Annotated in this window: 18 protein-coding genes, 1 pseudogene and 1 riboswitch; of the genes and pseudogenes, 11 read left to right on the top strand and 8 right to left on the bottom strand. The window is 71.7% G+C overall.

The features are described 5' to 3' along the window. Positions 1-6: 6 nt before the first annotated feature. Positions 7-396, bottom strand: a complete 390-nt coding sequence (locus JOM49_RS33880) for a RidA family protein (protein ID WP_209668225.1) — start codon at positions 394-396, stop codon at positions 7-9. Positions 397-548: 152 nt separating this feature from the next. Here JOM49_RS33880 and JOM49_RS33875 point away from each other — a divergent pair, with 152 nt between their 5' ends. The 8 genes from JOM49_RS33875 (at position 549) to JOM49_RS33840 (ending at position 10231) form a co-directional block, all read left to right on the top strand. Then, positions 549-2633, top strand: coding sequence for an MGH1-like glycoside hydrolase domain-containing protein (locus tag JOM49_RS33875; RefSeq protein ID WP_209668224.1), 2085 nt, complete (start codon positions 549-551; stop codon positions 2631-2633). Positions 2634-2739: 106 nt separating this feature from the next. Continuing rightward, the gene (locus JOM49_RS33870; RefSeq protein ID WP_209668223.1) at positions 2740-3963 is read left to right on the top strand and encodes a glucuronyl esterase domain-containing protein; all 1224 of its coding nucleotides are present in this window, start codon (positions 2740-2742) and stop codon (positions 3961-3963) included. Positions 3964-4076: 113 nt separating this feature from the next. Further along, complete coding sequence (locus JOM49_RS33865) at positions 4077-4904, top strand: ABC transporter ATP-binding protein (protein WP_282770990.1); 828 nt, start codon at positions 4077-4079, stop codon at positions 4902-4904. Positions 4905-4942: 38 nt separating this feature from the next. Further along, positions 4943-5911 (top strand): ABC transporter substrate-binding protein, encoded by a 969-nt coding sequence (locus JOM49_RS33860; protein ID WP_209668221.1) that lies wholly within the window; start codon positions 4943-4945, stop codon positions 5909-5911. 30 nt (positions 5912-5941) lie between these two features. Then, the gene (locus JOM49_RS33855) at positions 5942-8032 is read left to right on the top strand and encodes an iron ABC transporter permease (protein ID WP_308158963.1); all 2091 of its coding nucleotides are present in this window, start codon (positions 5942-5944) and stop codon (positions 8030-8032) included. Next, entirely contained in the window at positions 8029-8592 is a 564-nt protein-coding gene (locus tag JOM49_RS33850; protein WP_245369561.1) for a TetR/AcrR family transcriptional regulator, read from the top strand. The genes JOM49_RS33855 and JOM49_RS33850 overlap by 4 nt, the downstream gene beginning before the upstream one ends. A 38-nt stretch (positions 8593-8630) precedes the next feature. After that, positions 8631-9386 carry an imine reductase family protein gene (locus JOM49_RS33845; protein ID WP_209668220.1) on the top strand — a complete coding sequence of 252 codons (756 nt, stop codon included), beginning with the start codon at positions 8631-8633 and terminating at the stop codon, positions 9384-9386. A gap of 38 nt (positions 9387-9424) precedes the next feature. Next, positions 9425-10231 carry a class I SAM-dependent methyltransferase gene (locus JOM49_RS33840; protein ID WP_209668219.1) on the top strand — a complete coding sequence of 269 codons (807 nt, stop codon included), beginning with the start codon at positions 9425-9427 and terminating at the stop codon, positions 10229-10231. A 4-nt stretch (positions 10232-10235) separates the two neighbouring features. Here JOM49_RS33840 and JOM49_RS33835 read toward each other — a convergent pair whose 3' ends face one another. From JOM49_RS33835 to JOM49_RS33820, 4 genes are all read right to left on the bottom strand, one after another. Further along, complete coding sequence (locus tag JOM49_RS33835; protein WP_209668218.1) at positions 10236-11159, bottom strand: glutamate ABC transporter substrate-binding protein; 924 nt, start codon at positions 11157-11159, stop codon at positions 10236-10238. A gap of 123 nt (positions 11160-11282) precedes the next feature. Next, the gene (locus JOM49_RS33830) at positions 11283-12746 is read right to left on the bottom strand and encodes an amidase (protein ID WP_209668217.1); all 1464 of its coding nucleotides are present in this window, start codon (positions 12744-12746) and stop codon (positions 11283-11285) included. A 38-nt stretch (positions 12747-12784) separates the two neighbouring features. Beyond that, positions 12785-12964 carry a hypothetical protein gene (locus JOM49_RS33825; protein WP_209668216.1) on the bottom strand — a complete coding sequence of 60 codons (180 nt, stop codon included), beginning with the start codon at positions 12962-12964 and terminating at the stop codon, positions 12785-12787. Between the two features lie 54 nt (positions 12965-13018). After that, positions 13019-14026, bottom strand: a complete 1008-nt coding sequence (locus JOM49_RS33820) for a polysaccharide deacetylase family protein (protein WP_209668215.1) — start codon at positions 14024-14026, stop codon at positions 13019-13021. Between the two features lie 171 nt (positions 14027-14197). Between JOM49_RS33820 and JOM49_RS33815 the strand changes: the two genes are divergently transcribed. Continuing rightward, positions 14198-15769 (top strand): putative glycoside hydrolase, encoded by a 1572-nt coding sequence (locus tag JOM49_RS33815; RefSeq protein WP_209668214.1) that lies wholly within the window; start codon positions 14198-14200, stop codon positions 15767-15769. Here the strand turns inward: JOM49_RS33815 and JOM49_RS33810 are convergent. Further along, positions 15756-16061 (bottom strand): zinc-binding dehydrogenase, encoded by a 306-nt coding sequence (locus JOM49_RS33810; protein WP_209668213.1) that lies wholly within the window; start codon positions 16059-16061, stop codon positions 15756-15758. The two genes, JOM49_RS33815 and JOM49_RS33810, sit on opposite strands and share 14 nt — an antisense overlap. Before the next feature lie 99 nt (positions 16062-16160). After that, positions 16161-16227, top strand: a riboswitch (guanidine-III (ykkC-III) riboswitch). 19 nt (positions 16228-16246) lie between these two features. Between JOM49_RS33810 and JOM49_RS33805 the strand changes: the two genes are divergently transcribed. After that, positions 16247-16561: a DMT family transporter gene (locus JOM49_RS33805; RefSeq protein ID WP_209671925.1), complete on the top strand. Its 315-nt coding sequence runs from the start codon at positions 16247-16249 to the stop codon at positions 16559-16561. A 6-nt stretch (positions 16562-16567) separates the two neighbouring features. On the opposite strand, the gene JOM49_RS33800 is transcribed toward JOM49_RS33805, so the two are convergent. Both JOM49_RS33800 and JOM49_RS44220 read right to left on the bottom strand, forming a co-directional pair. Next, the gene (locus JOM49_RS33800; protein WP_209671923.1) at positions 16568-16777 is read right to left on the bottom strand and encodes a hypervirulence associated TUDOR domain-containing protein; all 210 of its coding nucleotides are present in this window, start codon (positions 16775-16777) and stop codon (positions 16568-16570) included. Positions 16778-16916: 139 nt separating this feature from the next. Continuing rightward, positions 16917-17312 (bottom strand): annotated as a pseudogene (locus JOM49_RS44220) (cytochrome P450); the annotation flags it as partial. A gap of 803 nt (positions 17313-18115) precedes the next feature. On the opposite strand from JOM49_RS44220, the gene JOM49_RS33795 reads away from it, so the two are divergent. After that, on the top strand, positions 18116-19066 hold the full coding sequence (locus JOM49_RS33795) for a glycoside hydrolase family 43 protein (protein ID WP_209668212.1): 951 nt from the start codon (positions 18116-18118) through the stop codon (positions 19064-19066). Positions 19067-19100 lie beyond the last annotated feature (34 nt).

Here is a 19100-nt window from a genome sequence, read left to right as displayed (position 1 = left end):
GCCCGCTCACCCGGCGACGGCGTCCACTTCGAACAGCATGCCCGGCAGCGCCAGTTTCGCCACGCCCAGCAGGGTCTGCGTGGGTGGGCGGTCGCCCCAGATCCCGGCGATCTGCGCGCCGAGCACGCCGAGCTTCTCCTCGTCGTGGTCGACGATGTAGGTGCCGATGCGGAAGACCGCGCCGAAGTCGAGCCCGGCGGCTTCGAGGGCGATCCGCAGGTTGGCGAAGGACTGGCGCACCTGGGCGGCGAAGTCGCCCTCGATGAGGTGGCCCTCGGCGTCGGCGGCCCATTGTCCGGCGACGAAGACGAGGCCGCCGGAGGTGCGGGCGAGGTGGCTGTAGCCGTAGGGAACGGGGTCGGCGAGGCCGTCGGGGTTGACGATCGTGTGAGACATGACCGCGATCCTGATAGCTCGACCGCGGTGGAGGTCAAGGCCGGACTTCCGCGCGGATGGCCGGTTTACAAGGCTGAATCGAACAGTTATAAACAAAAACACACAACATACCGCAGGGTCGCGGTGCGGTTCTGGCGTGGATGGGAGCCCTCATGTCGCTCGGCCGCCCGTTGGTCCTGCTCGCCGTGGTGTCCCTGCTGACGGCGACGGCCACGCCGGTGACCGCGCGAGCCGTGCCGGCCGTGCCGGTGTATCCCGAGGTCGGGGCCGGTACGCACCTGCTGGACCAGCGCGCGGAACTGGCCGGGTTCGTCGAGCCGGAGTGGTACGAGGCGAACATCCCGTTCGTCGACCTGCCGGACGAGACGATCGAGGACACCTACTACTACCGCTGGCGCACCTACAAGGAAGCGCTCAAGTACACCGGCGCCGGCGACGGCTGGATCGTGTCGGAGTTCCTCGGGCCGGTCGGCTACTCCGCGCCGCACGGCGGGATCGTCGCCGCGGCCGGGCACCACGTGTACGAGGGCCGCTGGCTGCGCGATAACCGCTACCTCGACGACTACCTGGACTACTGGCTGCGGGGCAGCGGCGCCGGGCCCAAGCCCGCCACCGACCACCTCAACGAGAACACCACCGACTGGGCGCACCAGTACTCGTTCTGGGCGGCCGACGCGATGCTGGCGCGGGCCTCGGTGGACGGCCGGTTCGGCTTCGCCGTGGACCGGCTGCCGGAGCTGGAGAAGCAGTGGCGGACGTGGTCACCGCAGTTCGACCGGGAACTCGGCCTCTACTGGCAGGTCCCGGTGTGGGACGCGATGGAGTACACCGCCAGTTCGTACCAGAGCGACGATCCCTACCACGGTGGTGAAGGCTTCCGGCCGACGCTGAACGCCTACCAGTACGGCGACGCCAAGGCCATCGCGAGCCTGCTCGAACTGCGGGGCGACCCGCAGCGGGCACAGCAGTACGAAAGCGACGCCGAAGCACTGCGGGCGGCGATGGAACAGCGGCTCTGGGATCCGGACGCGCAGTTCTACAAGCACGTGATGCGGGACGGCAACCCCGGTCGCGAGCGGCTCGACGACCGCGAGCAGATCGGCTACCTCCCTTGGTACTTCCACATGGCGCCGGAGACGAATTCGGCGGCGTGGGCGCAGTTGCGGGATCCGGCGGGCTTCGCCGCGCCGTTCGGGCCGACCACGGTGGAACGCCGCAGCCCGTGGTTCATGCACGAGGCCGAGGCGGGCTGCTGCCGCTGGTCCGGGCCGAGCTGGCCGTTCGCCACCAGCCAGACCCTCACCGCGCTGGCCAACCTGCTCGCCGACTACCCATCGCAGTCCTATGTGGACAACAATGACTACGCCGCGCTGCTCAAGGGGTACGCGGCCACCCAGCGCAAGAACGGCGTGCCGTACGTGGCCGAGGCGCACCACCCGGACCAGGACCGCTGGCTCTACGACAGCGCCGGGCACAGCGAGGACTACAACCACTCGACGTTCAACGACCTGGTGCTGTCCGGGCTGCTGGGCATCCGGCCGCAGCAGGGCGAGCGGGTCCGGCTGGCGCCGCTGGTGCCGGACGACTGGGACCACTTCGCCGTGGAGAACGTGCCGTACCACGGGCGGAACCTCTCGGTGGCCTGGGACCGGGACGGCAGCCGCTACGGGCAGGGCGCTGGCTTGACCGTGTGGGTCGACGGCCAGCCGGTGCACCGGCAGGCGGACCTGCGCCCGGTCGAGGTCGGCGTCGGGACCGGGACGCCCCGGCCGCTGGCCACGGGGGTCGACGACCTGGTGAACGTGGCGGGCACCGGGTTCCCGGCGGCCACGGCGTCGCACACCTGGCCCGCGGACACGCCCGCCGACGCCATCGACGGCCAGGACTTCCACCTCGACGTGCCGACCACGCGCTGGACCTCCTACGGCAGCCCGAACCGGGAGGACTGGCTGGCGGTCGACCTCGGCACCGCGAAGCCGGTTTCGGACCTGCGCCTGTCCTTCTACGACGACGGCGGTGGCGTGCGCACCCCGGAGGAGTTCGCCGTGGAGTACCGGACGGCGGCGGGGGAGTGGGCGGCGCTGCCGGGCCAGACGCGGGTGCCGCCGGCGCCGGAACGCGGTCGCCTGAACCGGATCCTGGTCGAGCCGCCGGTGATCACGAGCGCGCTGCGCGTGCGCCCGGTCCGCGCGGACGGCGGAGCGGTCGGCATCACCGCGTTCCAATCGTGGCGCTGACCCGCGGTCGTTGTTGACACTCTCCTCGGACGGGCTCTACCGTGAAGTTTCGGATTCATGTCCGAAACTTTCGAACTGCCACCACCCGATCCGAAAGGAGGGCCCGGTGAAGCACGGTTCGGGCCGTTTCCAGATCCGTTCGATGGTTGTCCTGCTCGCGGTGGCGGCACTGCTGGTTCCCGGCACGGCGAGCGCCGCGCCACCCGTGGAGGACGAGGGCGCCGACTGCGCGGTGACCCTGCCCGGCTCCATCCCCGCCAACGCCAAACTCCCCGATCCCTTCAAGCGCCTCAACGGTTCCCGCATCACCACCAAGGCCGACTGGCGGTGCCACCGCGCGGAAACCAAGAAACTGGCCGAAAAGTACGTCTACGGCGAGAAACCCAAGAAGCCCGCGAGCGTCACCGGCAGCGTCACGAACACCGGCATCACGGTGAACGTCACCGACAACGGCAAGAGCGCGAGCTTCTCGGCGAAGGTCGAACTGCCGAGCGGCACCGGCCCCTTCCCGGCCGTGGTGGTGCTGGGCGGGTTCGGCGCGGACACGGCCGCCATCAAGGCCGCCGGCGCCGCGGTGATCAGCTACGACCCGCTGGCGGTCGGCAAGGAAGGCACGCCGCGGAACAACAAGCAGGGCGCGTTCTACAGCGTCTACGGCTCGTCCAGCAGCACCGGCCTGCTGCTGGCCTGGGCGTGGGGCGTCAGCCGGATCATCGACGTGCTCGAGCAGGCCGGTGGCGGCGTGCTCAAGGCCGACGCGACCGGGGTGACCGGGTGCTCGCGGTACGGCAAGGGCGCGTTCGTCACCGGTGCCTTCGACCAGCGGATCGCGCTGACCATGCCGGTCGAGTCCGGGAGCGCCGGTGGGCCGATCTTCCGCGGCCTCCCCGGCGAAAGCGGTGCTCAGCCGTTGAGCAGCGCGTACGGGGAACAGCCGTGGCTGGGTGACGCCTTCGGTTCCTACACCGGCAATCCCGCCGGGCTGCCGGTGGACACGCACCAGCTGGCCGGGCTGGTCGCCCCGCGCGGGCTGCTGGTCATGGAGAACCCGCACATCGACTGGCTCGCCGCGAAATCCGGCAGCGTCGGCGCGCTGGGTGGCGCCGAGGTCTACCAGGCACTCGGGGCCGGGGCGAACATCACCTACTGGTCCGACGTCCAGGACGGGAACCACTGCGCGGCCAGGACCGAGTGGAAAACCCCGATCCAGCAGCACATCCAGGCGTTCCTGCACAAGAGCGGGAGCGTGAGCGGGACGATGCGGATCTCCGGGAAGAAGGCCGGGAACCTCGGCGAGTGGCGGGACTGGCAGACGCCTGCCCTGTCGTGAACCACGGGATCGGCCGCTCCCGCCGGGGCGGCCGATCCTCCACAGAGGACAGCTACTGTGCTGGAGCACACTGGCTCTTGCTTCTTAGGTAAGGCTGTCTTTAGTGTGTGCTCGTGTCCCCGACCCCGCCCGCCGTATCCGGCGTGTCCGCCCGTGAGATCGACGTCGCCTACGGGCGTGACGTCGTGGTGCACGCCGCTTCCGTCACCGTCGGCGCCGGGGCGGTCACGGTCCTGATCGGCCCCAACGGCAGCGGGAAGTCCACCCTGCTGCGCGCGCTGGCCCGGCTGCACGACCCGGCGGGCGGCGGGATCACCTTCGACGACGGCGCCGACCTGCGTGCCCTGTCCAGCCGCGACCTCGCGCGGCGGATCACCCTGCTTTCCCAGCACCGGAACACGCCCGGCGGGCTGTCGGTGCGCGAGCTGGTCGAATTCGGCCGCCACCCGCACCGCAGCCGCTGGGGCGGCCGCGACCCCGAGGGGCCGGAGGCGGTGGCGCGCGCGATGCGCCTGACCGGGCTCACCGCGATCGCCGACCGGCCGGTGCAGGCGCTTTCCGGCGGGCAGGGGCAGCGCGTCTGGCTGGCCAGCTGCCTCGCCCAGGACACCGGGTTGCTGCTCCTCGACGAGCCGACCACCTTCCTCGATCTGCGTTACCAGGTGGAAATCCTGGACATGATCCGCGAACTCGCCGACGAGCACGGCGTCGGTGTCGGGGTGGTGCTGCACGACCTCGACCAGGCCGCCGCCATCGCCGACCGGCTGCTGCTCATCGAAGCCGGCCGGATCACCGCCGAGGGCAGCCCCGGCGAAGTGCTCACCGAAGCCAACCTCACCCGGGCCTACGGCATCCGGGTGGACGTGGAAACCGGCCCGGACGGGCGGATCCGCACCCGGGCCGTCGGCCGGTTCAACGGCGTGCCCGCCGTCCGGGCCTGACCGGTACCCCTCGGACCGGTAGATCGAGTAGGAGACACATGCGCAAGTTGATCGGGCTGGCCGCGGCCGCCGTGTTCCTGGCCGCCGGGTGCGGCACCACCGAGGATCCGCAGGCCCAGCCGGGAACCACGGCGGCGGGCGCGCCGGTCACCGTGGTCGATTCCCGCGGCAAGGAGATCAAGCTCGACGGACCGGCCAAGCGGGTCGCGGCCACCGAGTGGAACGGGGTGGAGCACCTGGTCTCCCTCGGGGTCATGCCGGTCGCGGTGTCCGACATCCAGGGCTACGGCCAGTGGGTGAGCGCGGCCCCGCTCGACGGCACCCCGAAGGACATCGGCACGCGGGGTGAGCCCAGCATCGACACGCTCAACTCGCTGGACCTCGACCTCGTCGTGGTGACCGACAGCCTGGCCGAAGGCGCGCTGGAGCAGATCGAGGCCAAGGTGCCGGTCATGGTGCTCACCGGCGGGGACGCCAAGGACCCGATCGGCTCGATGTTCGCCGCGGTGGACCTGATCGCCAAGGCGACCGGGACCGAGGCCAAGGCCGCGCAGCTGCGGACCGAGTTCGACGCCAAGCTCGACGAGGGCAGGAAGGCCGTCGAGCAGGCCGGTGCGGCCGGGCAGCCGGTCGCCTTCTCCGACGCCTACGTCAGCTCCGGCACGGTCGGCATCCGGCCCTTCGCCAAGGGCGCGCTGGTGCCCGCGGTGTTCGAGCGCATCGGCCTGACCAACCCGTGGCCGGTGGAGGGCGACCCGGTCTACGGGCTCGCGCAGGCCGACGTCGAGGGCCTGACCCAGTTGCCGGACGTGCGGTTCTGGTACATGGCGAACGACGCCTTCGGCGACCCGTACACGAAGGAACTGGCGGACAACTCGATCTGGAAGAACCTGCCGTTCGTGGCCGGTGGCAAGGTGAAGCGGCTGCCGGACTCGCTGTGGATGTTCGGCGGGCCGAAGTCCATGGGGCAGTACGTCGACGCCGCGGTCGCCGCGCTGAAGTCGTAGTACCCGAGCCCAGTGGACAGAGCGGACACAGTGGACACACTCGAGCGGCCGGTGGTGGTGCCGGTGCGGCGGCGGGGCGGGCGGCTCACCCTGCTGGCCGGTTCCCTCGCCGCGCTCATCGTGCTCGGCGCCGCGGTGCACCTGACCCAGGGCACCGCGAGCCTGGGCCCGTGGGACGTGCTGCGGATCCTCTTCGGCGCCGAAACCGGGGACGCCACCGCGGTGCTGCTCGAATCGCGGCTGCCCCGCCTGGCCGCGGCGCTGGTCGTCGGCGTCGCGCTCGGCGTGGCCGGTGCGACGCTGCAGTCGGTGGCGCGCAACGTGATGGCGTCACCGGACACGCTCGCCGTGGATTCCGGTGCCCACCTGGCCATCGTCGCGGTCGCCGCGCTGGGTTTCTCGCTGCCGCTGCTCGGCGCGGCGGGGATCGCCTTCGCGGGCGGCCTCGCCGCGGCGATGCTCGTGCTCGGCCTGGCCGGGACCGGCGGGCAGGGGATCGTGCGGCTGGTGCTGGCCGGGACGGCCATCGCGCTCGCGATGATCGCGGCGACCCGGGTGCTCCTGCTGTTGTTCTCGCACGAGACCCGCGGCCTGTTCGCCTGGGGCGCGGGATCGCTGGGGCAGAACGGGCTCGACGGTGTCCGGACGCTCGGGCCGGTGGTCGGCGCCGCGCTGCTCCTGCTGCTCTTCCTGTCGCGCCGGCTGGACCTGCTGTACCTGGGCGACGACCACGCACGCACCCTGGGTGTCCACGTAGGACGGATCCGCTTCTCCGCGATCGCGCTGGCCGTGTTGCTGGCGGCGGCCGCGGTGACCCTCGCAGGCCCGATCGGTTTCGTCGGCCTCGCCGCACCCGCGCTGGTGCGCCTGCTGGCCAACGTGGTGCCCGGGCTGCACCGGCACGCGGCACTGCTGCCGGTGTCCGCGGCCATGGGCGTGGCCCTGCTGCTCGGCGCGGATGTGCTGCTGCGGGCGGTGATCGGCTCGCAGGGCGCGCTCGAAGTGCCGACGGGCGTGGTGACCACGGTGCTCGGCGCGCTCGTCCTGATGGTGCTGGCCCGCAACATCCGGGTCGCCCCGACGGCGGCCGAACCACCGTCCGCCCACGCCAGGGCCGGGGTGAGCGGCCCGCGCTACCGCGTGATCGCCGGGGTGCTGGTCGTGGTGGCGATCGGCGCGCTGGCCGGCGCGGTCCTGCTGGGCGACACCAAACTGCTGCTCGGTGACCTGGTCAACTGGCTGGGCGGCCAGGCGGGTCCCCTGGTCAGCGGGGTGATGGAGAACCGCGCGCCCCGGGTGGCCGCGGCGTTCCTCGCGGGCGCCGCGCTGGCGCTGGCGGGTTCGGTGATCCAGGCGGTGGCCAGGAACCCGCTGGCGGAACCGGGGATCATCGGGGTCTCCGGTGGCGCCGGGCTCGGCGCGGTCGCGGTGATCACGCTGGTGCCCGGGGTCGGGTTCTGGACCCAGGCCGGGTTCGCGGGCCTCGGCGCCGCGCTGGCCACGGTCGTGGTGTTCGCGATGGCCGCCAAGGGCGGGCTGGCCAGCGAACGGCTGGTGCTGATCGGCTACGGGATGCAGGTGGCCACGCAGGCGCTGGTCACCCTGCTGATCACCATCTCCGACCCGTGGAACGAGGCGAAGGCGCTGACCTGGCTCGGCGGGTCGACCTACGGCCGGTCGTTCGCGCACCTGGTGCCGATGGCGCTGGCGATCCTGCTGGTGGTGCCACTGCTCGTCCGCGCACGCGGGGAACTGGACCTGCTGTCGCTGGACGACGAAACCCCGCGCGTGCTGGGCGTTCCGGTGCCGCGAGCCCGGCTGGTCCTGCTCGTCGGCGCGGTCCTGCTGACCGGCAGCGCGGTGGCGGGCATCGGAGTAGTCGCGTTCGTGGGGTTGGTGGCGCCGCACGCCGCCCGCGCCATCGTGGGACGTCGTCACGCGCGGGTGATGCCGGTCGCCGCGCTGCTCGGCGCGATCCTCGTGTGCGCGGCCGACACGATCGGCCGCACGATGATCGCGCCTTCGCAACTCCCGGCCGGGCTGATGACCGCGCTCATCGGGGTGCCGTACTTCGTCTGGCTGCTCCACCGCTCCCGCGCCGGCGCTACCCTGCGCCCATGACAGCGACCCGGATGGCCAAGGCCGACCGGCGGCGGTTCCTGCTCCAGCGCGCCTTCGAACTCAGCCGGGAGCAGGGCACCGCCGCGCTGACGCTGGTCAGCCTCGCCGAGCGGGCCGGGGTGTCCCGGCCGGTGGTCTACGAGCACTTCGGCACCCGCGAAGGCCTGCTGATGGCGATGTACGCGGACTTCGACCAGCGGCTCGCCGAGCGGATGCGCACCGCGCTGGCCGCGGCGGGCGGCTCGCTGGCCGAGGTCGCGCGCGTGCTGAGCACCACCTACATCGAGACCGTGGTCGCGGACGGTGCCGGCTGTGCCGAAGTGAGCGCGGCACTGGCCGCCACCGAGGAGACGAGGACCTTCCGCGACGACTCGCAGGCGGTGTACCTCAAGGAGTTCGAGGCGGCGTTCCGGCCGTACGCGAAGCCGGGCCGCGCCACGCTCATCGCCGTCCACAGCGCCGTCGACGGACTCGCCACGGCGGCGCTGGCCGGACGGATTTCCCGGGCGCAGGCCGTTTCCGCCGCGATCGCGGTGATCGTGGGCGTGCTCGGAAGCTGAACCTACACTTTGTAACTTACATCGTGTAGGTTCCCGGCATGGACTTCGTGATCGGGACCAACAGCCGCGCGGACGCACTGCGGGCGGCACTGGCGACCACCCAGGGCGAGCACGACCTCGTACTGGTGTGCGCCGACGACTACGCCGCCGCGGAGGCGGCGCTCGCCGGGCAGCCCGCCGGGCGGGACGTGGTCAACCTGACTTCGGGCACCCGCGAGCAGGCGGCCCGCCTCGCCACGCGGGGCCGCTACCTCGACGGCGCGCTGATGGCACACCCGGAGCACGTGGGCGATCCGGCCACCGTGACCGTCTACAGTGGATCCGCCGAGGTCTTCGACCGGCACCGCGAGCGGCTCGCCGCCTTCGGTCAGGCCGTCTACCTCGGGCCGGACCCCGGGACCGCCGCGCTCTACGACCTCGCGCTGCTCAACCTCGCGTGGGCCACGCTCACCGGCTACCTCCAGACCGCGGCACTGCTCGGCAGCGCGGGTGTCCGGGCGGCCGAGGTCTCGCCGTTGATCACCGGCTGGCTGACCGGGACGGTGAACCAGGTGATCACCGAGTACGCCGGGCAGATCGACGAAGGCCGCTACCCCGGCGACGGCGAATGGCTGGAACTCGACGCCCCGCTGATGGACCACCTCCGTGACGCCACCCGCGAACTGGGCCTCGACGACACCCTCGCCACCACCGTGCGCTCCCTGACCCACCGGGCGATCGACGCGGGTCACGGGCAGCACAGCTTCGCCAGCCTGGTCGAGGTCATCCGTTCGGGCGCCCCGGAAACGGTGTAGCCGGAACGAACCGGGCAAGCTGACGTAGCCTCGGGGTGATGAGCTGGGAATGGGATCCGACGCTGTACGCCGGGAGCGCCGAGTACTACGCGCGTGGTCGCATCGACTACCCGGCGGCGCTGGCCGCCGAGTTCGAGCTGAACGGATCCGGGCGGCTGCTGGACGTCGGCTGCGGGCCGGGTTCGCTGACCCTGTTGCTGGCGGGCGAGGTCGAGGAAGCGGTCGGGATCGACGCCGACCCGGACATGATCGCGGAAGCCGAGCGCCGCGCGGCCGGGCTGTCCAACACGCGCTGGGTGTGCCTGCGCGCCGAGGAACTGCCCGCGGGACTGGGAAAGTTCCGGCTGGTGACCTTCGCGCAGTCGTTCCACTGGACCGACCGGCCGCGGGTGGCCGCGATCGTGCGCGGGATGCTCGCCGCCGACGGCGCCTGCGCCCATCTGCACGCCATCACGCACAAGGGCGTGGCGACCGCCGTCCCGCTGGAGCACCCAAGTCCGCCCCACGCGGAAATCACCGAGCTGGTGCGGGAGTACCTCGGGCCGGTCCGGCGGGCCGGGCGGAGCCGGCTCCCGCACGGCACACCGGGAGGGGAGTCGGAGATCTACCGGGCCGCCGGGTTCACGATGGTCCGGCGCATCGAAATGGCGGGGAGGGTGGTCACCCGGGACATCGACGACCTCGTCGCCTCGGTGTACTCGCTGTCGAGCTCGACTCCGCACCTGTTCGGCGAGCTGCAGCCGGAGTTCGAAGTGGACCTTCGGGAATTGTTGTGGCGCAGCAGTTCCAGCGGACTGTTCAGCGAACGGGCGGCGGACCTCGCGGTCGACGTCTGGTGTCCCTGAGCGGTCACGAACCCGGCACCGAGCCGATTTCGGGCGGGGTGGGCGGCGGACCGGTGACCACTGTGCCGAGCGTCGTCTGCCAGACCTCCGCCCACAGGCCCGAGCGCACGATCTTCCCCAACCAGTCGTTGACGAACTGCTTGAACCCGGCGTCCCGGAGCGGCAGGCCGATGCCGTACGGCTCACTGGTGAACGGTTCCCCGATGATCCGGATCCGGTCGTTGAGCCGCGCCGCCCCGGCCAGCGCGGTCAGATCGTGCACGTAGGCCACCGCCCGCCCGGATTCCAGGGCCTGCACGCATTCGTTCGTCGTCCCGAGGGTCTCCACCCTGGCGCGCGGTGCCTCCCGCAACAGGGCGTCGATGCTGGTGGTCCCGGCGACGGCGACCACCGGTTTCCCGTTGAGGTCGGCGGGCCTGGTGACCGAGCGCTCCTGCACCAGCGCGGCGATCGCCTGCCCCGACCGCAGGTACGGCCCGGCGAACGCGATCTTCTCCGCCCGTTCCGGGGTGATCGTGTAGATCCGGATCACCGCGTCCACGGTACCGACCTGCAGCAGCGTCTCCTTCGTTTCCGGGGTCGCGTTCACGATCTTCACCGCGGGTTCTCCGAGGAGGTATTTCGCCAGCAACTTGCCCAGTGTCGCGTCGAATCCCTCCGTTTCCCCGGTAATCGAATTCCGCTCGGAAAGCAGCGGCAGATCCCATTGCCCGCCGACGATCAATTGTCCCCGGCGTCGAATGGCAGCAGCGGTCGGACTGGCGGCCACTTCGGCCGCTCCGGCCACCGGCGCACGGTCCAGCAGGGTCGGCGCCGGTGGTGGAGCCGCTGGTCGGTGCGTATCCGAGTCGTCGCAGGCGGTCACCGCGGCCAGCCCGGCGAGCACCGTGGCCAGCCGCCGCCGGCGCACTTCGAACGTGCCCGCCATCTCCCACGCTCCGTTTTCCCGACCCGGAACACCGGGTGCCGGATCGACGTGGCCCAGTATTGTTCCGGCCCGATTCCCCACAAGGGCCGATAGGCGCGGGAGCGGCGAAGACTAGCCAATTCGCTAGGTGAGCGCAGGCCGCCGATCCGCCCACGGCCGGGCCTGTTCGAGTTGCGCGGCCAGGCGCAGCAGCGCGCCATCGGCCCCGAGCCGCCCGACGAACTGGGCGCCGATCGGCAGGCCGCCCGCGGTCCAGTGCAGCGGCACGCTCATCGCCGGGCGGCCGGTCAGGTTCGCCAGTTGCGTGTACGGCACCCAGCTCAGGTTCTCGTGGATCAACTGGTCGACCAGCGGGGTGTGCCGCAGCAAGCCGGCGGCCTTCACGGTGAGCAGCGCGCGCTGCGCCACGCGCACCGGCGCCGGGGTGTCGAAGGCACCGATCTTCGGCGGCGGGGTGGCCGTGGCCGGGGTCAGCAGGAAGTCGTACGACTCGTGGAACTCCGCGAGCCGCCGGGTGTGCTCGTGGCGCCGCTCGATGGCGCGCAGCAGGTCGACCGGGTCGGTGGCCCGGCCCAGCGCGGCCATCGTGCGGGTGTCCAGCTCGAACGCCGAGTCGCTCGCCCCGCTCACGGCCTTGCAGTCGGCCATCGAATGCGCGCAGCTGACGAACCAGCTGGTCAGGAAATCCTTGGCGAGGGTGGCGTCGTCGAAGGGCTGCGACGGCAGTTCGACCACCTCGTGCCCGAGTTCGTCGAGCAGGTCACCGGCCGCGCGGGCGGCGGCGACGGCCTCCGGGTGCGGGTTGGGGTTGATGGCGCTCGCGGTGCACAACCCGATGCGCAACCGGCCCGGTTCGAGCCCGGCCTCGTCCGCGAACGGCGTCGCCGGACCGGCGGCGAGGTAGGGCGACATCGTGGTGGGCCCGGCCAGCACGTCGAGCATGGCCGCGGTGTCCCGGACCGATCGCGAGATCACCCCGTCCGTGGCCGTGCCGCCGAGCCCTTCGGCGCGGGCCGGACCGGCGGGGATGAGTCCCCGCGACGGCTTCAGCCCGAACAGTCCGCAGGCCGACGCCGGGATCCGGATCGAGCCACCCCCGTCGCTGGCGCCCGCGCACGGCACCACCCCCGCCGCGACGGCCGCGGCCGCGCCACCGGAGGAGCCACCCGGCGTGTGCTCGGTGTTCCACGGGTTGCGCGCCGGGCCGAACAGCTCCGGTTCGGTGATGCCCTTGGCGCCGAACTCCGGGGTGTTGGTCTTGCCGAAGACGACCAGCCCGGCGTCGAGCCAGCGCTGGACCACGGTGGCGGTCTGCTCGGCGGGCACCGACACCATCGACCGCGACCCGCTGCTCGTCGGCAGCCCGGCCAGGTCCTGGTGCAGGTCCTTGAGCAGGAACGGCACCCCGGCGAAGGGCCCGTCCGAGGCGGCGGCGGGCGGGTCGACCGCGCGCACGACGGCGTTGAGCCGGGGGTTCACCCGCTCGAGGCGGGCGCGGGCCGCTTCGAGCAGGTCCGCCGGGGTGGCCTGGCCGTCGCGGACCAGGGCGGCCAAGCCGACCGCGTCGTAGCTCGGGTAGTCGTCCATGAGGTGATCTTGCCGGACGAACCCCGGTTCGACCGCGCCTACGCGCCGGGGTCCATGCCGCCCGCGCCACCGCGGCCGGTGGGCTGGTTCTCCTCGGGCCCGGTCTCGGGCCGGTTGTGCTGCTCGTCGGCCACGGTCGGCCGGGTGTGCTCGTCGCCGAAGTCCTGGTCTTCTTCCATGCTCTCGGCGGTGACGGGGTCGATCTCCGGTGTGCTCATGCGCCGGGGTTCCCGGGAAACCGGGCCGTCACACGTTCGAGCACTCGGTGAGCCTCAGTAGGCCTCGGCCGTCACGGCGAACCGCTCCGCCGGGTACCCCGTGCCGTCCGGGTAGGAGATCTTGGCCGGGTCGCCGTCCGAGGTGAAGCGGGTGTCCGGGTCGGCGGCCAGTTCGTCGAGCCACTTCGCCGAGCCGTAGTCGACTTCCTCGCCGTCCGCGCCCTGCGACCGGATCCGGGGGATGGCGCTCGCGTCGAACTCGGTGGCGAACGGGGAGGGCGCCGGATGCGCGCCGACGAGCAGCACGCCGGTGTACTCGTAACCTTCACCCGATCGTGCGATCTCGGCCGCGCGGGGGCGGGCGCCGAACGGCAGGGCCAGCGTCGCCGGGCGATAGCCGGGCACGGCCGTGCGGATCGCTTCGTCGCCCGCGGCGACGTCCTCGCGGGCGGTGCTTTCCGACGCGGTGCGCAGGTTGGTGTGGCCCAGGGTGTGGTTGCCGATCTCGAAGCCGTTTTCGTGCAGCCAGCGCAGTGCGCGGGTGCCCGCTTCACCGCCGCCGAACGGTTCCGCGTTGACGTACATGCTCCCCGTCGGCGTGAATCCGGGGTGGGCGGCCGCGACGTCCTGAAGGATGCGCACGGCGGTGTCCGGCGCCGGTTTGCCGTCCTGGCCCAGCGTCAGCACGGTGGGATCACCGTCGTCGAAGGTGAGCACGACGGGGTGCTTGCCCGCCGGGAGGTCGATCCGCCCTTCGGCGAAGGCCGCGGTGGTGACCGGGACGTAGTCCTCCTTCGCCAGCCGTTCGAGCTCGGCACGGAAGTCCTGCGGGGTGCGGTCGAAGACGGACGACGGGGACGCCACGATCCGGTGATACATCAGCACCGGCACGCGGCCGAGTTCGTTGGCTCGCACGTCCGCCGGGCTCGGCGCCTGCGCCGCGAGCGCCTGGGCCGGCGGCGGTGCCGGGGTGCCGGGCGCCGCCGGTTCCGGCTGGTGCGCCGCGCAACCCGCCAGCAGCACCGAACCGGCGGCCAGGGTGAGGATTCGCTGGAAGGTCATACCGGTCAACGTAAGCCGGGCCGCGCGTCCCCGGCAGCGCGGACGGCGTGCTTGTCATCCCTCCGGATGAAAGGTGGTTGACCGTCCACAGGGGCGGGAAGGCTTCCGAGGAATACATGAAATCGTTGGGGCAGGCCGGAGTGCGCCGGACTGTGGCAATTGGAGGCAGGGATGTTCGCTCGCTCGTCGGTCCGGAAGCGACTACCCGTGCTCGGTGCGGCGGTGCTCGCGCCGATCGGCATCCTCATCCCGCTCGCGGTCGTGCTGCGGCCGGAGGTCACCGTGCCCGCGCTGTCCGAAGGGGCCACGGTCTCGCCGGAAGCGGTGTCCCGCATGGAGATCGCCACGAACGGCAATACCGCCGAGGCCCAGGTCCGGCTCGACGGCGCGCCGGTGCCGTTCGAGCACGGCGACGGCTGGATCCGGCTCGCCGGCCCCGCACCGGCGGCCGGGCCGCACAAGGTCGAGATCGAGGTGCCCGGCTCACCGGCGGTGCTGCCCTCGGGCACGGTGACCCGTTCCTTCACCGTGGACGTCACCCCGCCGGGACTGGTGGTCGAACCGGTGGCGGCCGTCCACGCCCAGGTGCCCGCCGCGGTGCGCGGTCAGGTCACCGACGCGCACTCGGTGCTGGTGCACGGTAAACCGGCGCAGGTGGGCCCGGACGGGCGCTTCGCCGCGATGGTGCCGGGGCAGGTCTCCGAGGTCGTGGTGGAGGCGCGCGACGGCGCCGGGAACGTCGCGGCGCACAAGGTACCGGTCGCGATCCGGCACCCGGGGATGCGCGCGGTGCACATGTCCGCGCTGGCGTGGAGTTCGCCCGCGCTGCGCGAACCGGTGATGCGCATGGCCGCGGAAAAGCTCATCGACACCGTCCAGCTGGATGTCAAGGACGAGAGCGGCGAGATCGGTTACCTCTCGGAAGTGCCGCTGGCCAAGGAGATCCAGGCCACCCGCGACCACTACGACGCGCGGGCGACGGTCGACGAACTGCACAAGGCCGGGGTCCGCGTGGTGGCCAGGGTGGTGGCCTTCCGCGACCCGATCCTGGCCGAAGCCTCGTGGGGCAACGGCAATCGTGACCGCGTGGTGCAGAAGGCCGACGGGCAGCCGTGGACCGGCGGGTACGGCAAGTACGCGTTCACGAACTTCGCCGACCCGTCGGTGCGTCAGTACAATGTGGACATCGCGGAAGAGGCCGCCGCGCTCGGCTTCGACGACATCCTCTACGACTACGTGCGCCGTCCCGACGGCAAGCTCGGCGAAATGCGCTTCCCCGGGCTGAAGGTGAGTCCCGAGCAGTCGATCGCGGACTTCGTCGGGGAGACCCAGCCCAAGGTGCGGGCCCACGGCGCGGTGCTGGGGGCGTCGGTGTTCGGCATCGCCGCGACCCGGCCGGAGCAGATCGCCCAGGACATCCGGTTGCTGGCCAAGCACTCCGACTACGTGGCGCCGATGGTCTACCCGTCGCACTGGGGTCCGGGGGAGTACCAGGTGGCCGATCCGGAGTCGCAGCCCTTCGACATCACCCAGCGCTCGCTGGCCGACTTCGAGCGGCTCACGGCGGAGGGTGACGGGCAGACGGTGGTCATCCCGTGGCTGCAGGCGTTCAGCCTGAAGCGCACCTACGGCGCCGAGGAGGTCCGGGCCCAGATCAAGGCGGCGGAGGCCGTCGGGATCAAGTCGTTCCTGCTGTGGAACGCGGCCTGCAAGTACGACGCGGCCGGCCTCAAGCCCGGCTGACGATGACCACCTTGCCGCGGATCTCGCCGTTCTCCCCGCGCCGGTGGAGGCCGGGGAGTTCGGCGAGGGCGTGGTGCTCGGTGACGGCGAGCTCGATCGCGCCGTCGTCCACCAGGGCCACGAGCGATTCCAGGTCACGAGGATCGTTGCGCACCAGCACATGCGCCGCTGCCACCCGGGACTCGTGCGGCACCTCGACGTGGTTGGTCACCGACACGATGCGCCCGCCCGGCCTGACCAGGCGCACCAGCGCGGCGTCGAGTGACGTGGTGGTGTAGTCGGGCTGGCACACTAAACCCGCCCTGGGCACCGGCGGGGTGGCTCCCGCCCGGCTGCGTCGCCCCGGCCGGTACCGCCGGTTGCCGTCGCGGGGGGTGTGTGAGATCTTGGCGAGGAGCCCGGAAATGGGGCTTCCGGACGAGGGGTGCCGTACCCGGTGTGCGACAAGACGGCCCGCTGGAGGCCGTGGTGTTGCCGATTTCGTGGATCGTGCTGGTGCTCTCGGGCGTGCTGGAGGCCGTGTGGGCCACCGCGCTCGGCAAATCCGAAGGACTGACCCGGTTCTGGCCCGCGGTGGTGTTCTTCGCCGTGCTGGCCGCGAGCATGGTGGGCTTGGCCTACGCGATGCGCGAGCTGCCCGTGGGCACCTCGTACGCGGTGTGGGTGGGCATCGGCGCGGTGCTCACCGTGGTCTACGCCATGCTCACCGGGCAGGAACCGGTGTCCGCGTTGAAGGTGCTGTTCCTGGCGATGATCGTCGGCGGGGTGGTCGGGCTCAAGCTCGTCCACTGAGGCCGGTCACGCCGGGTGGATCTTGTCCGGGTGGTGGACCGCCGTCTTGCCGGACTTCTCGCTGCGCACCAGGTACTGCGGGCTTTCCTTGGACGCCTTGACCTCGCGGCCGCCCGCGTGGGTGTCGCTGGTGATGACGTCCTCGATGGTGCCGACCGAACTCTGGTTGCCGGCGTCCCACTTCACGCGGTCGCCCTTGCTGAACTTCTTCGTCATACCCGCCGGTTACCCGGTCGTACCCCGGTGAACCGTCCGAACCGGAGGTCCAGCCGGTGGGGACTGTTGAGCGAAAGCCCACCTGGCGGGGAATCTCCGCGCCGGACGCGAGGTGGAAGCCGGTCGCGCGGGCCAGTAGCGCCTCGAAGGCGATCGCCAGCTGGAGGCGGGCGAAGTGCAGCCCGAGGCAGTGGTGGATGCCGAAGCCGAACGACAGGTGCGGGATGGCGCGGCGGTCGAAGACCAGCTCGTCGGGCCGGTCGAAGCGGTCCGGATCGCGGTTGGCCGCGGCGAAGAACACCGCGATCCGGTCGCCTGCCGGGATCGGCACCCCGCCGATCTCGGTGTCCCGCGTGGCGGTGCGCGCCATGAACGCGACGGTGGTCTCCAGGCGCAGGAACTCCTCGAGTTCACGCTGCCACCCGCCGGGCTGCCGCAGGATCGGCTCGATGTCGTCACGGGTGGCCAGGTGGTAGGCGATGTTCGCGATGACGCCGCGGGTGGTGTCCAGCCCGCCGAGGAAGAGCGTGGTCACCACGCCGAGCCGTTCCTCGAGGGTGAGCGGGCGGCCGTCGATGGTCGCGGTGGCCAGCGCGCGCAGCACGGAGTCCTCGCCACCCTTTCCCGCTTGGGCGAGCGCTTCGACCGCCAGGCCCGCCAGCGACTGGAACGCTTCGGGGCTGCTGGTGACCGCCGCGTCCTTCGCCGCCGCGACACCGCGGGCGACCAGTTCCTCGTTGTCCGTGGCGAACACGACCCTGGCGAGTGAGCCCGCGCTGAACGGGATGGCGAAGTCGCCCACCGCGTCGAAGGCACCGCGCTCGGCGAAGGCGTCGACCGTGGCGTCGGCGAGCTCACGCAGCTGCCCGGTGTAGCGCTGGAGGAAGGCGTGGGAGAAGTAGGGATCGAGGAGCTGGCGGTACTTCCGGTGGTCCGGCGGATCGGTGTCGACCGGGATCACCCGCACCGGCACCCCGCGGAGGCTCGGCGTCCGGGAACTGAACGCCCCGGGATCGGCGCACACGGCTCGCACGTCTTCGTAGCGGGTGAGCACGTGGTAGCCGCCGTCGGCCACGGAATGCAGGACCGGGCAGCGGGTCCGGGCCAGCGCCGCGGCGGCCAGCAACTGCTCCCGCTGGTCTTCGGCGTAGAGATCGAGTTCCGCCAGTACCTCTTCGGCCGACTTCGCCACGATTCCTCCCAGCGCCGGGAAACCCCTCAGCGTAGAGGATCGGCGGCCGGGAATCACGCGATCGGCTGGGCCGCCCGGCGGGGTGGCCGGATGGGGGTGACGATGTCCGGGATCGATGTCGGTGACCGCTCACCCGGGGAGAGTCGATGAAGTTCACGCGAGGTGCCGTTCCGCTGGCGACAACGGTGGCGGCGGTGCTGGTGCTGCTGGGCGGTCACGTCCCCGCGACCGCCGCCGAGGCCACCCCGGCGAAGCTGATCGACGCCGATTTCGCGGACCCGGACGTGCTGCGCACCGACGCGGGCTACTTCGCCTATTCGACGAGCAATGCCACCGGCAAGGTGCCCTACGCGAGCGCGGCGAACGCGGACGGGCCCTGGACACTGCGCGGGGACGCGCTCGCCCGCGTCCCGGCCTGGGCCGCGGAGGACGGCGGCTTCTGGGCACCGGACGTGGTGCGCCGAGACGACGGGCGGTTCCTGCTGTACTACACCGGGGCGTCGAAGAACGGTGGTCCGATGTGCATCGGGACGGCGTTGGGGGACGCGCCGGGCGGGCCGTTCGAACCGGTGGCGGAGCAGCCGCTGATCTGCGTGCCCGAGGATTCCGGGGACATCGACCCCCAGACCTTCGTCGACGACGGCCGCCGGTACCTGCTGTACAAGAGCAACGGTGGCGCCGCGGGCCCGCCGTCGGCGATCTGGTTGCAGGAACTGACCGCCGACGGCCTCACCACGAACGGCTCCCGGCGAGAACTGCTGCGGGCGGACCTGCAGGAGGAGAAAGGCGTGGTCGAGGCCCCGGTGGTGGTGCGGCGGCCGTCGAAGTACCTGCTGTTCTACGCCGCGGACACCTACGAGAGTTCGACCTACCACACCTCGTACGCGACGGCGCCGACGTTGACCGGGCCCTTCGTGAAGGCACCCGCCCCGCTGCTGTCCACCGCGAGCCTCGGCGGGCAGGTGGACGGTCCCGGCGGCGCGGATGTGCTGGAGGACCGCATCTTCTTCCACAGCTGGCTCACCGCCGAGCACAAGGCACGCGGTCTGTTCTCCCTGCCGCTGACCTACCGGGACGACCTGCCCGGGGTCGGCTGAGCGGTTACGCGGCGAAGAGCCCGGTGCGGCGGAC

Source organism: Amycolatopsis magusensis, from assembly GCF_017875555.1.
In the GTDB taxonomy this organism is placed as follows: domain Bacteria; phylum Actinomycetota; class Actinomycetes; order Mycobacteriales; family Pseudonocardiaceae; genus Amycolatopsis; species Amycolatopsis magusensis.
This window is presented reverse-complemented; position numbering and strand designations above follow the sequence as displayed.